We start from the raw sequence: 13856 nt of genomic DNA, 5'->3' as shown, positions 1-13856 counted from the left end.
CCTCGTGCCATCGCTCGGGCGTACCGGGCTTCGCTGTGAACGCGACCAATGGAGGGTGGTACGCTCGGCGCTCGATGAGGCCCGGTGAGACGTTTGCAGACCGGTTCGTGCTCGAGCGCAGCGTGGGCGCCGGGGGAATGGGCGCGGTTCACCTCGCGCGTGACCAGCGCACCGGCGCGCGCGTGGCGCTGAAGACGCTGACGCTCAGCGGCGACTCGGCGCGCGCGCGCTTCGAGCGAGAGGCGCTGGTGCTGGCCGCGCTCGAGCACCCCAACATCGTCGGCTACGTGGGGCACGGGCTCCCAGAGGACGGCACGCCCTGGCTGGCGATGGAGTGGCTCGAAGGGGTCGCGCCAGACGAGGTGGAGCTCAGCGTGGGCGACGCGCTGCGGGTGGTGCGCGGCGCGGCCCGAGGGTTGGCGGCGGCGCACGCGCGTGGCGTGATCCACCGCGACATCAAGCCCAGCAACCTGCTGCTGGTGGACGGTGACCCGGAGCGCGTGAAGCTGCTGGACTTCGGCATCGCGCGGGGGGGGCTGGAAGGGGGCCCGGCCGCGACGCTCACCGCCACGGGCGAGACCATCGGCACGCCGCACTTCATGGCCCCCGAGCAGGCGCGCGGCACCAAGGCGCTGGACCAGCGCGTGGACATCTACTCGCTGGGCGCCGTGCTCTACCAGCTGCTGTCGGGGCGCCCGCCGCTCGAGGGGCAGAGCGCGCTGGCCGTGCTGGCGAAGATCCTGCTGGAGGAGCCTCCGCCCATTCACGACTTGGTGGCGGGGCTGCCCGCCGACGTGGCCGCCCTGGTGCACGACATGCTGGCGCGTGACCCGCAGCAGCGGCTGCCCGACGCGGCCGCGGTGCTGGCGGCGCTGGATGCCCTGGGGCCAGTGCCCAGCGGCGCGCCGAGCCGTCAGCGGGTGCGGGCTGCGGCGCTGGGAGACGCCGAGCGGCGCCTGGCGTGCGTCGTGTTGGTGGGGGGCGAAGGAGACCCGCGCGAGGAGGTCGCCATGTTCGCGCCAACGCTGGCCTCGGGCGCGGGCCTGGACGCGCGCGCCCCGCTCTTGGACGTGGTGCGGCAGCACGGGGGGCACGCGGAGCTGCTGGCCGACGGAACGATGGTGGCGTCGTTCCCGGGTCAGCTGCCGACGGACCAAGCGCAGCGGGCGGCGCGCTGTGCCCTCGCGCTGCGCGGCGTGGTGGCCGGGCGCCCCATCGCGGTGGTGGCCGCGCACTCGCTGGTGAGCAGCGTGGTGCCCCTGGGCGACGCCCTGGAGCGGGGCGCGCAGATGCTGCACCGTGGCGAGGGGGCTGGCGAGGGCGACGGCGGTGGCGCAGAGGGCGCGAAGGCGAGCGCGGGCGTGCTGGTGGACGCCGTGGTGGAGGGCCTGCTGGGGCCGCGCTTCGAGTGCCGCCCGCTCACGCGCGAGCGCTTCGAGCTGGTGGACATGAGCGTGGACCGTGCGGCCAGCCGGCGTCTGTTGGGCGTGGATGTGCCCTGCGTGGGTCGCCGGCGCGAGGTGCAGCGCGTGACGTCGCTCTACGAGCAGTGCGTCGAGGACAGCGTGGCGCGCGCCATGATCGTCGTGGGCGGCGCCGGCGCGGGCAAGACGCGGCTGCTGCGCGAGGTGTGCGACGAGCTGCTGCGCGGCGACGACCCTGACCGCCCGGTGCCGTGCGTGTGGGAGGGGCGCGCCGACGCCACGCGCGTGGGGGCGCCGTATGGCGTGATGGGCGACCTCTTGCGTCGCGCGGCGGGCGTGCGCGAGGCCGAGCCGATCGCGGCCAAGCAGCTGAAGCTGGCGCGCTTCCTGGGCACGTACCTGAGCGGCGACGCGCTGAAGGACGCGCTGTTCTTCTTGGCGGAGATGGTGCGCGCGCCGTTCCCGAGCGAGGCCAGCGAGGCGCTGCGCGCGGCGCGCACGGACGCGACCAGCATGGCCGACGCCATCCGCGGCGCCGCCCTCTCGTGGCTGCGCGAGGCCACGCGCCGAGGCCCGCTGTTGCTGGTGCTGGACGACTTCCACCACGGCGACAGGCCCTCGCGCGAGCTGCTGCACCACGCGCTGCAGAAGCTGGCCGACGCGCCCCTGTGCGTGCTGGCGCTGGGGCGCCCCGAGGAAGAGCTGGCCGCGGGTGAGCTGTGGGCCGACTGCGAGCCCGAGACCTTGCACCTGAACAAGCTCACGGCGCGCGCCAGCGAGCAGCTGGTGCAGGTGGTGCTGGACGGAGTCGCGCGCGAGGGGCGCGCCACGCTGCCGCAGGGGGCCATCGCGTCCATCGTGGAGCGCGCCGACGGCAACCCCTTCTTCCTGGAGGAGATGCTGCGGGCGGCCATCGAGAGCCCCGACGACGCGCTGCCGGGCACCGTGCTGGCCATGCTGCAGACGCGCCTGGACGCGCTCGACGCCGACGCGCGGCGCGTGCTGCGGGCGGCCAGCGTGTTCGGGGTGCGCTTCTGGGGTGGGGCCGTGGGGCGCCTGCTGGGCCGCGAGGACGCGCCCGACGCCACGCTGGAGCACCTGGCCGAGCGCGAGCTGATCGAGCTGGTGGACGAGCGCGACGTGCCCTCCGAGTGGACCTGGCGCTTTCGTCAGGAGCTCACGCGCGAGGCCGCGTACGCCACGCTCACCACCGAGGACCGCGCGCTGGGGCACCGCTTGGCCGCGGCGTGGTTGCTGGAGCACGCGCTGGACGACCCGCTCGCGCTGGCGGGGCACTTCACGCTGGCGGGCCAGCCCGAGCGTGCTGCTGCGGCCTTGGCGCGCGCGGCCGAGCAGGCGCTGGACGCGGGAGACCACCACGCCACGCTGCGCCACGTCACGCGCGGGCTCGCGGCGCTCGAGGGTGCGGATGGATCGGTTCGGGCGGCTGAGGGGCTCACGGACGAGGACGCTGTTGGAGACGCGGTGGACGCGGCCCAGACGCGTGCGCGGCTGCGCGTGGCGGGCGCGGAGGCGCAGCGTTGGCTGGGCGCGTACGCGGCGTCGCTCGCGCTGGCGGACGACGCGCTCACGGACTTGGTGGCAGGGAGCGCGCCCTACTACCGTGCGCTGGGCTGCGTGGTGGTGGCCGCAGGGCAGACGGGGGCGCACCAGCGCTTGGACCGTGCGCTGGCGTCCCTGACGTCCACCACGGCCGCCGACAAGAGCGCCTCGCTATGGGAGCTCATCGCGCTCTGCCGGCTCGTGCATCAGCGCCTGGGCCAGCGCCGCCTGCCGGACGCCGACGCGCTGCTCACGCGTGCCCGCACGCTGGCCGCGACGCTCGGCGCCGAGAGCCCGGTCGTGGCGGCCTGGCTGCACACCACCTTCGCGGCGCGCGCTCACGTGGCGGGCGATTGGGTGGCCTACGTGCACGGCTCCGAGCGCGCCGTCGCGGCCTACGACGACGCGCACGACAAGCGCCACGCCTGCAACCAACGCGTGCGCCTGGGCTATGGCTTGATCGAGACCGCCCAGTACGAGCAGGCGGCGACCGTGCTGGCCCGCGCCGTGGAGGACGCCGCCGCGCTGGGGGTGCCGCTGATCGAGGGCTTCGCACTCCAGAACCTGGGCCTCGCGCAGCACCGTCTCGGACAGCTCGAGCTGGCACACGCGACGCTACGCAACGCCGAGGCCCTGGGCGGGCAGCACGGCCACCACGCCGTGGTCGCCGGTGCCTGCTACTACCTGTGCGACGTGCTGTTGGCGTTGGGCCGCGTGGAAGACGCCTCCGCGTGCGCCGACGTCGCCGCCAAGGGGTTTGCGGGGAGTCCGTTCCACCGAGGCCTCGCGCTGGCCGCGCAGGCGCGCGTGCTGCTGGCGCGCGGCGAGGCGGGTGAGGCGCTCTCACGCGTGGAGGAGGCCCAGCGCGACCGCATCTCCGTGGCGTTCGCGGAGAGCAGCGACGCGGTGGTGGATCTGACCGCGTGCGAGGTGCACGAAGCGCTTGGGGACGCGGCAGGTGCGCGGACGTGTGCGCAGGCGGGGATCGACCGGCTGTCGATCTACCTGGCCGCCGTGCAGGACGCGGCGACGCGCGAGCGCATGTTGGTGCGTGTTCCCGTGCACGCTGCGTTGATGCGGCGCGCGGCACGTTGAGCGGGCACGTCGCGCTCAGCTGGCTGTCGCCGCAAGCGCCTGGAAGCTCGAGTCGCGCGTCCGTTTCTCGGAACACAGTGTCGAAGGCGTCTCAGAGTCTCTGCGTCGCATCATTCAAGAGTGACTCACTTATAATTGACCAACACAGGCTCGATGGCCAGAATGATGGGCATGCGACCTCTCATTGGCAGGACGACTGAGCTTGCCCGGTTGCGGCGTGCCGCCGACGAGGCTCCACAGCTCGTCGTGATCCGGGGTCGTCGCCGCGTCGGCAAGTCGTTCCTCATCAACCACGCGTACGCCGACGCCAAGCGCTTCATCTACTTCCAGGCGGACGAGGGTGGGGAGCGTCTGCACCTCGATTTGCTGTCCGCCGAGTGCGCGCGGCTCAGCGGGGCCCCGGTCGCGTTCGCCGACTGGAACGTGGCGCTCGAGTACGTCCGACGCCTGGCCGAGGATGCGCCGCTCGTGCTCGCGCTCGACGAATTTCAGTGGATGTGGCTCGCGCAGGACGCGCTGCCGTCCATCCTCATGCGTCACTTCGACGCGTGGCAGCGAGACGGTGTGCGGGTGTGCCTCGTCATCGCCGGCAGCGAGCTGACGATGATGGAGCGGCTCGTGGAAGGCGACCGCCCGCTCTTCGGGCGCGCCGCGGCACGGCCGCTCATCGAGCCCTTCGACTACCGCTTGGCTGCGGAGTTCGGCCCGGCGAGAGCATCCGCAGAGGACAGGCTGCGGCGCTATGCCATTCTGGGTGGGACCCCGCAGTACCAAGTCTGGGCGGGTCGCGGGGACGTCGAGTCGGTGCTCAAGGAGCGCATCCTGCCGCCGGGTGAGTCGCTGAGCGAGGAACCTCTCCAGCTCCTCCGTGGCGAGCGCGGGCTCCGCGACCCGGGCGCCTACTTCGAGGTGCTGCAGGCCATCGCCCAGGGGCGGACGCAGTTCAACGAGATTGCGCAGGCCACTGGCTCGTCCGCGACCAACGCACTCGCGGCCCGACTGACGCGTCTCGAGGAGCTCGGGTACATCGCGCATCGCGTGCCCGTCGCCGGCAACGGGACGCGTTCCTACGCCATCAAGGACCCCTACTTCCGCTTCTGGTTCCGGTTCGTGGCGCCGAACCGCTCACGTCTGCAGGGCGGCCGCGTCGACGAGGTCTACGACGACATCGTCCATGCGCTCGACGACTTCATGGGCGCGTCGTTCGAGGCGGTGTGCCAGCGCTGGGCGCGCACGTATGCTCCAAGAGACAGCGTCTTCGCGACCGCTCCCGAGATCGGGGCATACTGGAACCGCACCCACAGCGTCGAGGTGGACCTCGTGGCGATGGCGAAGCGCAAGGTCCTCGCGCTCGGCTCCTGCAAGTGGTCCGCGACCGCGGACGCCCACGTCCTCGACCGACTCATCGAGCACCGCGCTGCAATAGCGGGTGGTGGCAACCCCGAGCTGTTCGTCTTCGCGCGTGGGTTTCATCGCACGCTCACGAAGCGCGCGAACGCGGGCGAGGTCACGCTCGTCAGCGCGCAGGACCTCTACGCTTGAACCCGCGCGTCAGGGAGCGGCCTGCGCTTGGGCCAGGTCCCCGAGCAGCTCGTCGATGTGGCCCATCACGACGCGCATCTGGTCCGGCTGCGGCAGCAGCGTGATGCGGAAGTGGTCCTTGTAGGGGACGTTGAAGCTCGTGCCGGGCGCGATGAGGACGTGCTTCTCTTCGAGTAGCGTCAGGGCGAACGCTTCGTCGTCGAAGCCGTTCGGGAACTTCGAGGTGTCGACCTTCACGAAGGCGTACATGGAGCCGCGCGGGGCGACGACGGACATGTAGGGGCTCTTGGCGACGGACTCGAGGATGGCGCGGCGGGTCTCGAAGAGGCGTCCGCCGGGGCGGATGAGGTCTTCGATGGACTGGCGGCCCCCGAGGGCGGTCTGCACGGCGAACTGGCCGGGGACGTTGGCGCACAGGCGCAGGCTGGCGAGCAGGTCGACGGCGCGCAGGTACTCGCGGGCGCGGCTCTTCTCGCCCGAGAAGGAGACCCAGCCCACGCGCAGGCCGCAGGCGCGGTAGATCTTGCTGAGCCCGCCGAAGGTCAGGCAGAGGGTCTTGTCCGTGAGCGTGGCGAGGGGCACGTACTCGGCGTCCTCGTACAGCATGTGGTCGTAGATCTCGTCCGCGCACAGCACCAGGTGGTGCTTCTCGGCCAGCTGCACGATCCCCTGGAGCACCTCGCGCGGGTACACCGCACCCGTGGGGTTGTTGGGGTTGATCACGACGATGGCGCGCGTGCGTGGCGTGACGAGCGCGGCGATCTCGGCCGGGTCGGGCACGAAGCCGTTCTCCGGGCGACACGGGTAGTGCACCGCCTTGGCCCCGTGGATGACTACCGACGCGGTCCACAGCGGGTAGTCGGGGCTGGGCACCAGCACCTCGTCGTCCGGGTTCAGCAGCGCCCGCATGGTCATCATGATGAGCTCGGACACGCCGTTGCCGATGAACACGTCGTCGGCCGAAGCATCCATCACGCCGCGGTCCTGCTGCTGCATGACCACTGCCTCGCGCGCCGGGAAGATGCCCTTCTGGTGTGAGTATGGGTCCGCCTGGTGGAGGTTCTGCACCATGGCCACGCGCATGGTGTCCGGCATGCGGAAGCCGAAGGCACCCGGGTTACCGATGTTGAGCTTCACGATGTCGTAGCCGTCGCGCTCCAGCTCGTCGGCGCGCCGGGCGAGCGCCCCCCTTATCTCGTACTTGACCTCGGCCAGGTGGCGGGACGCTTTCAGCTCGGGGGCGGTCATGGTGGCTTCGCTCGCGGTGGGCGGGGCTCGCAGCTGAGCCCGGCAGGGCACGGAAATTGGGGTGCGCGCGGGGGCGCGTCAAGCTCGCTGCGCATGGGCGCGCGCGTGACGGCGCGCGTCCACGGGAGCTTGGCAGGCAGTCCCGTGCGACGCCCGGGTGCCTTCGGTCACGGAGGCGCTAGCGCGCGCAGGAAGATGTCGATGGACCCGGCCAAGAGCGCCATCAGCTGCTCCGGGTCCGTGTGCTCGAGCTGCTGCAGCATGTAGCGGTCCATGCCCTGACCCAGCCCGAGCGCGGCGCTGGCCAGGAACCCGACCGGCAGGTCGCTGCGCACGGCGCCCACCCGCTGCCCGTCGCGCAGCACGGCGGTGGTCCAGGCGAGGGCCGCTTCTTGCTGGTCGGCCGTGAGGCGCACCAGCGCGTCGGGGATGCGGGCCACCACGCGCACCACTTGCGCCATGGTCGGGTCGTGCGCGACTACCGCGAACACGCGCAGCACCACAGCGCTCAGCTGCTCGCGATAGCCCGCCGCGTGTGCCGCGGGCTGCCAGGGTCCCACCACGGTGGCCAGCACCCCGGCCGCGCGCGCCAGGACCGCCGCGAAGAGGTCCGCCTTGTCGCGGAAGCGGTAGTACATGGACCCCTTCGAGATGCCGGCGCGCGCGATGATGCCGTTGAACGACGCGTCCTCGAAGCCGTGCTCCGCGAACTCGGCCTCGGCGATGTCCAGCACACGGGCCAGCTCGTCCTCACCCAGCGCCGACCGCGTGCGCTTGCGCTGTGGGCCCTTGCTGTCGTGCGTGCGCTTGCTCATGGGGGGTGGTCTCGGCCGACCCTTGCAGGACTCGGCGACGAAGTCGATGCCATTCCGCGGTGCCGCGGTCGGCGGCCACCAGGTGGTTGGTGTGGGGCTCGGAGGAGCGGGGCTCGATGCTCTCGCTGATGCGCTGGTCGTCGGGTTGGATGAAGCGCATCTCGCTCCACAATGTGAGCTCGGTCAGCAGGCGCCCGATGAGCGGCAGCGAGACGTAGGTCTGCAGGTAACGCACGCCGATCCAGGTGCGCTCCGCGTCGATGGGACAGAGGACGACCGCGCCGTGCACCTTGCCCCCGAGACCCACGTACACCGACGCCGGGAAGGCAACGGAGAGCTCGCCCTCGAAGCGGCGCGTGGGGTGACGCTCGTGGGCCGCGACACCACGGGTCAAGACGTGCTCACCCTCGACGTGCGCCTCGTATTCCTGGATGTCGCGGTAGGCGGCCAGGTAGCGGCGGTGCGCGAAGGCCACGTGGTGGAAGTCCAGCATGGCCTCCACCGAGCGTGAGAGGCGCGTGCGCCACACCGTGCTGGTGTAGGCCGTCTGGCCGCTCCGCTCGGGCATGGTGTCGAGCCACGGGATGGCGCCGTCCCACGCGGCGCCGGACGGCGTCATCCACAAGAAGCCGTGCTCCTCGTGCACCGCGAGCGTGCGCAGGTGGAGGGCCTTCGAGATGGGCGCGTCCGCGGTCTGGCAGGGGACGAGCTGGCACTCCCCCGCGCCGTCGAACTGGAAGCCGTGGTAGCCGCAGGCCACCTGGCCGTTCACCACGCGCCCGAGCGAGAGGTCGGCGCCGCGGTGGGGACAAGCCGCGTGGGCGGCGCGCGCGACCCCTTCGGCGTCACGGAACAGCACCAGGCGCTGGCCGAAGCGGGTGAGGCCGAGGGGCCGGTCGTGCCGCAGCTCGTGGGCGGGCGCGATGGCGAAGGGGCGCTCGGGCCACTTCTCGGAGAGCGGAACGAGCGCCATCGAGGCCGAGGATGAGGGGGACGGATCGGGAGAAGGGGAGGGGGACATGCAGGGCTCCTGGGTTGCGATTAGACCAGTGGTCTAGACTGATGGTCTAATGCCGCGCGACCCGAACGTCAAGGCCGCCCTCGGACGGTTGTTCGCGGCGCCCGCTCCACCCCGGCCAGGAGTGGGGCACCCCGTCGTCGGCGTGGTCGCACCCATCGCTTTCGCGCACGCACGCGGGCTAGCCATGCGGACGCGTGCCAGGGCTGCTAAGAGGCCCCGCGTGAGCTTGGTCGTATTCAGTGACGTGTCCCTGCACCTCGGTGGGCGCCCCATCGTCGAGAACCTCTCGCTGCGCATCGGCGACAAGGACCGGGTGGGGCTCGTCGGCCCCAACGGCTCGGGCAAGACCACGCTGCTGCGGCTCATCGCGCGCGAGCAGACCCCGGACGGGGGCGCCGTGCACCGCGCCAAGACCATGCGCCTCGGCTACCTGCCGCAGGACGTGACGGTCGAAGGGGGCAAGCCGCTGCTGGCTTTCGTGCTCGAGAGCATCCCGGGGCGCGCGTCGCTCGACGAGGACCTGGCCACGGCCGAAGCAGACCTCGAGGCGCTCAGCGCGTCCGGCGACCACAGCGACGAGGCCCAGGAGCAGATGCTCGAGGCGGCCGGGCGCATCGCCGACCTGCACGAGCGCATCGCGCACTTCGACGGCGAGTACTCGGAGCACCACGCCAAGCGCATCATGGCGGGTCTGGGCTTCAAGGACAGCGACCACGTGCGCGACATGTCCGAGTTCAGCGGCGGCTGGAAGATGCGCGCCGTGCTCGCCTCGCTGCTGTTCCAGCAGCCCGACCTGCTGCTGCTGGACGAGCCCACCAACCACCTCGACATGCCCTCCGTGGCGTGGTTCTCGGGCTTCCTGAAGCGCTACGAGCGCGCCTTCGTGCTCATCAGCCACGACCGCGAGTTCCTCAACGAGCAGATCACGTCCGTGGTGAGCTACGAGCCCGAGGGGGTGCGCAACTACCCGGGCGACTACAACGCGTACCGCCGGCAGCGCGAGGAGGAGCGCGTGCTGCTCGAGAACCGCGCGCGCAACCTCGAGCGCGAGCGCGAGCACCTCGAGAAGTTCGTGGAGCGCTTCCGCAGCAAGGCCACCAAGGCCGCGCAGGTGCAGAGCCGCGTGAAGAAGCTCGAGAAGATGGAGACGGTGGAGCTGCAGGGCGAGCACCAGTCCATGAACTTCCGCTTCCCGCCCACCGACCGCAGCGGCAAGGTGGCGCTCGAGGTGTCGGACCTTGGCAAGAGCTACGGCGGGCTGACGGTGCTGAAGGGGCTCAACCTGCACGTGAAGCGCGGCGAGCGCGTGGCGCTGCTGGGCGTGAACGGCGCGGGCAAGACCACGCTGCTGCGCATGCTGGCGAGCGAGCTGGAGCCCACGGCGGGCAGCTTCGAGTTCGGGCACAACACCAAGGTGGGCTACTACGCGCAGCACCACGCCGAGACGCTGCGCAAGGACGCGACCGTCTACGAAGAGGTGAAGTACTGCGCGAAGGACGCCTCGCACCAGCAGATCCGTTCCGTGCTGGGCGCCATGCTCTTCGGTGAGCGCGAGGTGGACAAGCGCATCGGCGTGCTGTCGGGCGGTGAGCGCGCGCGTGTGGCGCTGGCGCAGCTGATGATCGACCCGGGCAACGTGCTGCTGATGGACGAGCCCACCAACCACTTGGACCTGCAGTCGAGCGAGCGCCTGGCCGAGGCCCTGGACACGTACGACGGCACGCTGCTGTTCGTGTCGCACAACCGCGGCTTCATCCGCGCGTTGGCGTCCACCATCTGGATCGTCGAGGACGGCAACGTGGTGCGCTACCCGGGCACCTTCGACGAGTACATGGCGAGCTGCCTACAGAAGGACCAGGCGCCCGTGGCCGTCAGTGGGGCCGCGCCTCCTCCCGAGCGCAAGGCGCCGGGGGCGAGCTCGGGCAAGGAGGCCCCGAAGGCGGCGGCTCCGAAGGCTGCACAGACCGCGCCCGCAGCCAAGCCCGAGGGCGACAAGGGACGCCGCCGCGAGGACGCCCAGACGCGCAAGCAGCGCAACGCCGTGCTGCGGCCGCTCGAGAAGCGCGCCGCCGAGCTGGAGAAGAAGGTGGCCGACCTGGAGCAGAAGCTCGAGGGCATCAACGCCGAGCTCTCCACGCCCGAGGTCTACGACGACGCGGCCAAGCGCGATGGGCTGCTGAGCTCGGTGGTGCGCGTGCAGGCCGAGCTGGAGGTGGCCATGGACACCTGGTCCGAGGTGCAGGAGACCCTCGAGGCGGAGCGCGCGAAGCTGGGCGCGGACTGAGACCGACGCGCAGGCCTCGGCTCACTCACCGAACGCGTCACGCAGACGGTCTCCCTGCATCATCGAGGCGTGCAAGATGGCGACGACGCCGACCGTGTTCTCGTCGATGTCGCGCCAGTAGACGAAATGGTTCCCGTGGCGCGTGACGCACCCACGTACGCCGAACTCTGGAGGGATAGGACGTGGAACGACGTCGCCGGCAGCGATCTGGTCCGCCACGCGCAACAACTCCCCGACGTACTTGTTCGCCTGCCGAGCGCCCCAACGGCCTTCGGTGAACTGGTAGATGTCCGTCAACGCAGCGTCCGCCGCGTTGGAGAAGAGAACGCGCTTCACGCGCGTTCGGCTCTTGCCTGGGCGCGCACGCGGTCCAACGTCAGCGGGTGATAGTTCTCGCGGGGTTCCGCGAAGGCAGCCTGCAGCGTCGCCTTGACGCGTTCGAAGGCAGCGCCTTCCTTCTCGGCCTTGTCCTTGCGGATAAGGTCGCGCACGTACTCGCTGACGCTCTCGTAGTCCCCCGCCGAAGTGGTGTGCTCGACGTACTCACGCAAGGCGCCGCTCACGCGGACGTTCACGCTCATGGAATGGTTCTCGGACACGGCTCCGCGCTTCATGTGAACATTATGGAGAACAAAGTGGCGCGGTTCAACCCACACTCAGACCGGCCGGAACTGTGCGACGGCATGCACGGCGCTACTCACGCAGGCGGGAACGAGCAGGTTCCCAGCTGGGACTCGCAGGTGCCCGTGACGCAGAAGCCGCAGTCGCAGTCGCCGTCCACGTTGCACGTGCGGCGAGCGCAGCCGGACGCGTCGGCGTCGGGGCGTTCGGGGTCGCAGTCGTGGTTCTGCGGGCAGGCGAGGTCCAGGAACAAGCAGCCGTTGCGCTCGCAGCGCCCGGTCACGGCATCGCAGATCTCGCCGTCCTCGCAGCCCACGCCGGGGCTGGTGCAGCTGGGGGTGCAGACAGTGTCCACCCCGCCGCAGCAGTTGGGACGCCCGGCGCGGCACCAGCGGCCCGCGCCACACTCGGAGTCCTGCTCGCACTCCCGCTCGGGGCGCTGGCAGATCCCGCAGAAGCCGTCGCTCGCGCCGAAGCACTGCGTACCGTCGCTGCAGTCGCTGCTGGTGCGGCACACGTTCAGCGGCGGCGCTGGGGGCTCGGCCGGCGCGCCCGGACGCCCGCTGGGCGCGTCGTTCTCGCAGATACGCCCCGCGTCCACCGTGATGCCGATGTCGATGCCCTCGGCGTCGGGCATCATCATCCCGCCGTCTCCGCCGATGCTTGCGTCGCCCCCCAAGACGTGACTGTCCGCGCAGCCCGGTTCGAAGAACGAGAGCGTCAGCGCGAGCGCCGAGACCAACGAGAAGCGAAGCGTGAGCGACGGGGACATACGCGCTCAGTGTGCCACGCGCGCCCTGCGCCCAGTTAGTTCCTGCCGGATGGCCTGGAGCGGTTCCCGCCGAGGATCGTCGGAGCCAGCTCATATGCTTCCAGCAGTGGTCTCGCCACTTCGGGGGCGTTCAGGCGCAGGGCGTAGTACGCCCGCTCCTCCTCGGACTGGTCGCCCATCCAGAGGTTGAGCAGCGCGTCATCACGCCCCATGTCGTAGTCCTCGTCGTCGGGCAGTACGCGCTCGACCCTTTCGCGGGTGTTCTCCACGATCTGAAGTCGGATGGTGCTCAACAGGCTCATGCTGGGGAAGCCCCTACTGCCCCGCTTCGGCCCGCTCCAGCAACGTGAACAGGTCCACACGCGCTCCGACGGCGCCCACCAGCTCCTGGCGCAGCCGTTCTGCCGTCACGACGCGGTAGTCGCCCGCCACGAGACGCGACTCGGGGAGCTCGGAGACCACGCACGCGAGTAGACGTGGGGGGCCCGCCCACGGACGCACCAGCACTGTGTCCTCGTGCGTGCTGGCGCTCACCAGCCCCGCGTCGGCCAGCCGCCCCAACGACTCGGTGCTGGTCAGGTACACGTGAACGTCACCCGCCGAAAGGAACCCATGGCCGTGGGCCAGACGCATCGCCGTGTCCAGCGCGAACACCCCCTGATCGCGCAGCGCTTCCGTCACGGCCTCGAGGTCGGAGCGCAGCTCCCGCGCCAGCAGCGTCCCCTCGGCGCGAAGCGTAATTGGAAGGGTACGGACCATCCGCCGCCAGCTCGGTCCCGCCAGCTCTCGCTGGAGCCTTTCGCGCTTCAACCGCGCCCGGTCACGCTCCAGCATGGCGAGCCGCTCGTCGGCGGTGAGCCCGCGTCGCGTGGCTGTCATTGCGGGTCCCCCGCACTCGCGGCGTTCGCCCAGCGAACAGCCCGGAGTCCTTCATTGTCGGCGTGCATCACGGTTGGAGGATAGCTCGTTGCGCTTGCTGTCTTTCATTCTTGGCGCGCCGACACCAGCGTCGCGAACGCGAGCGGGCGTGCCGGACGCACGCGGTGATCCCGCTCAGGCCGTGAGCCGGTAGACGGTCTCTTCCTTGCGTACCATCCCCAGCTCCTCGAGTGCCTCCAGAACGGCGCGGACCGCAGCCTCGGGGCGGCGCTTGAACTGGCCAGCCAGCGCCTCGGGGCTGTTCCCGCCGTGTGAGAGGGCGCCGCGCACCGCCGCGATTTGGTCGCGCATGGCCTTGGGCCAAGTGATCTTGGCCACCTTCGTGGAGGCTGGGGACGTGACCTCGCCGTCCTCTTCGTCGGTGCCGGCGAGCGTGCCTTGCACCCCGCCTGTCTCCTGCGTGGGGGCCTGGAAGTCTGGGCGCAGCCAACGCACATGCCCTCGCGCCTCTTCGGCCGCGCGCTCCGCGTTGAGCGCCACCAGCCGACGCAACAGCTCCTCCTCGGCTTCGGCCTGCTCGTCCAGCTTGTCC

At 71.0% G+C, this 13856-nt stretch carries 12 protein-coding genes; 3 read left to right on the top strand and 9 right to left on the bottom strand.

The genetic code is table 11. From position 1 onward, the window contains the following. Positions 1–74: 74 nt before the first annotated feature. Entirely contained in the window at positions 75–4082 is a 4008-nt protein-coding gene (locus tag H6726_22630; GenBank protein ID MCB9660458.1) for a protein kinase, read from the top strand. A gap of 171 nt (positions 4083–4253) precedes the next feature. Then, positions 4254–5624, top strand: a complete 1371-nt coding sequence (locus H6726_22625) for an ATP-binding protein (protein ID MCB9660457.1) — start codon at positions 4254–4256, stop codon at positions 5622–5624. Between the two features lie 9 nt (positions 5625–5633). On the opposite strand, the gene H6726_22620 is transcribed toward H6726_22625, so the two are convergent. From H6726_22620 to H6726_22610, 3 genes are all read right to left on the bottom strand, one after another. Next, positions 5634–6872 (bottom strand): pyridoxal phosphate-dependent aminotransferase, encoded by a 1239-nt coding sequence (locus H6726_22620; GenBank protein ID MCB9660456.1) that lies wholly within the window; start codon positions 6870–6872, stop codon positions 5634–5636. Between the two features lie 167 nt (positions 6873–7039). After that, positions 7040–7687, bottom strand: coding sequence for a TetR/AcrR family transcriptional regulator (locus H6726_22615; protein ID MCB9660455.1), 648 nt, complete (start codon positions 7685–7687; stop codon positions 7040–7042). Continuing rightward, positions 7623–8660 carry a Rieske 2Fe-2S domain-containing protein gene (locus tag H6726_22610; GenBank protein ID MCB9660454.1) on the bottom strand — a complete coding sequence of 346 codons (1038 nt, stop codon included), beginning with the start codon at positions 8658–8660 and terminating at the stop codon, positions 7623–7625. Before H6726_22610 ends, H6726_22615 begins: the two co-directional genes overlap by 65 nt. A 268-nt stretch (positions 8661–8928) precedes the next feature. On the opposite strand from H6726_22610, the gene H6726_22605 reads away from it, so the two are divergent. Then, positions 8929–10992, top strand: coding sequence for an ATP-binding cassette domain-containing protein (locus H6726_22605; protein ID MCB9660453.1), 2064 nt, complete (start codon positions 8929–8931; stop codon positions 10990–10992). Between the two features lie 21 nt (positions 10993–11013). Here H6726_22605 and H6726_22600 read toward each other — a convergent pair whose 3' ends face one another. The 6 genes from H6726_22600 to H6726_22575 all read right to left on the bottom strand — a co-directional run. Continuing rightward, positions 11014–11328 carry a type II toxin-antitoxin system RelE/ParE family toxin gene (locus tag H6726_22600; protein ID MCB9660452.1) on the bottom strand — a complete coding sequence of 105 codons (315 nt, stop codon included), beginning with the start codon at positions 11326–11328 and terminating at the stop codon, positions 11014–11016. Then, positions 11325–11573, bottom strand: a complete 249-nt coding sequence (locus H6726_22595; GenBank protein ID MCB9660451.1) for an addiction module antitoxin — start codon at positions 11571–11573, stop codon at positions 11325–11327. The genes H6726_22600 and H6726_22595 overlap by 4 nt, the downstream gene beginning before the upstream one ends. 116 nt (positions 11574–11689) lie before the next feature. After that, positions 11690–12385 carry a hypothetical protein gene (locus tag H6726_22590; protein ID MCB9660450.1) on the bottom strand — a complete coding sequence of 232 codons (696 nt, stop codon included), beginning with the start codon at positions 12383–12385 and terminating at the stop codon, positions 11690–11692. Positions 12386–12420: 35 nt separating this feature from the next. Then, entirely contained in the window at positions 12421–12687 is a 267-nt protein-coding gene (locus tag H6726_22585; protein MCB9660449.1) for a hypothetical protein, read from the bottom strand. Between the two features lie 13 nt (positions 12688–12700). Further along, the gene (locus H6726_22580) at positions 12701–13264 is read right to left on the bottom strand and encodes a hypothetical protein (GenBank protein MCB9660448.1); all 564 of its coding nucleotides are present in this window, start codon (positions 13262–13264) and stop codon (positions 12701–12703) included. Positions 13265–13438: 174 nt separating this feature from the next. Continuing rightward, on the bottom strand, positions 13439–13856 hold a 418-nt coding region (locus H6726_22575), incomplete at its 5' end, for a class I SAM-dependent DNA methyltransferase (protein ID MCB9660447.1).

The organism is Sandaracinaceae bacterium, from assembly GCA_020633055.1.
Taxonomy (GTDB): Bacteria; Myxococcota_A; Polyangia; order Polyangiales; family Houyiibacteriaceae; genus JADJJE01.
Note: the sequence above shows the minus strand (reverse complement) of the source record. Positions and strands in the feature narration are given on the sequence as shown.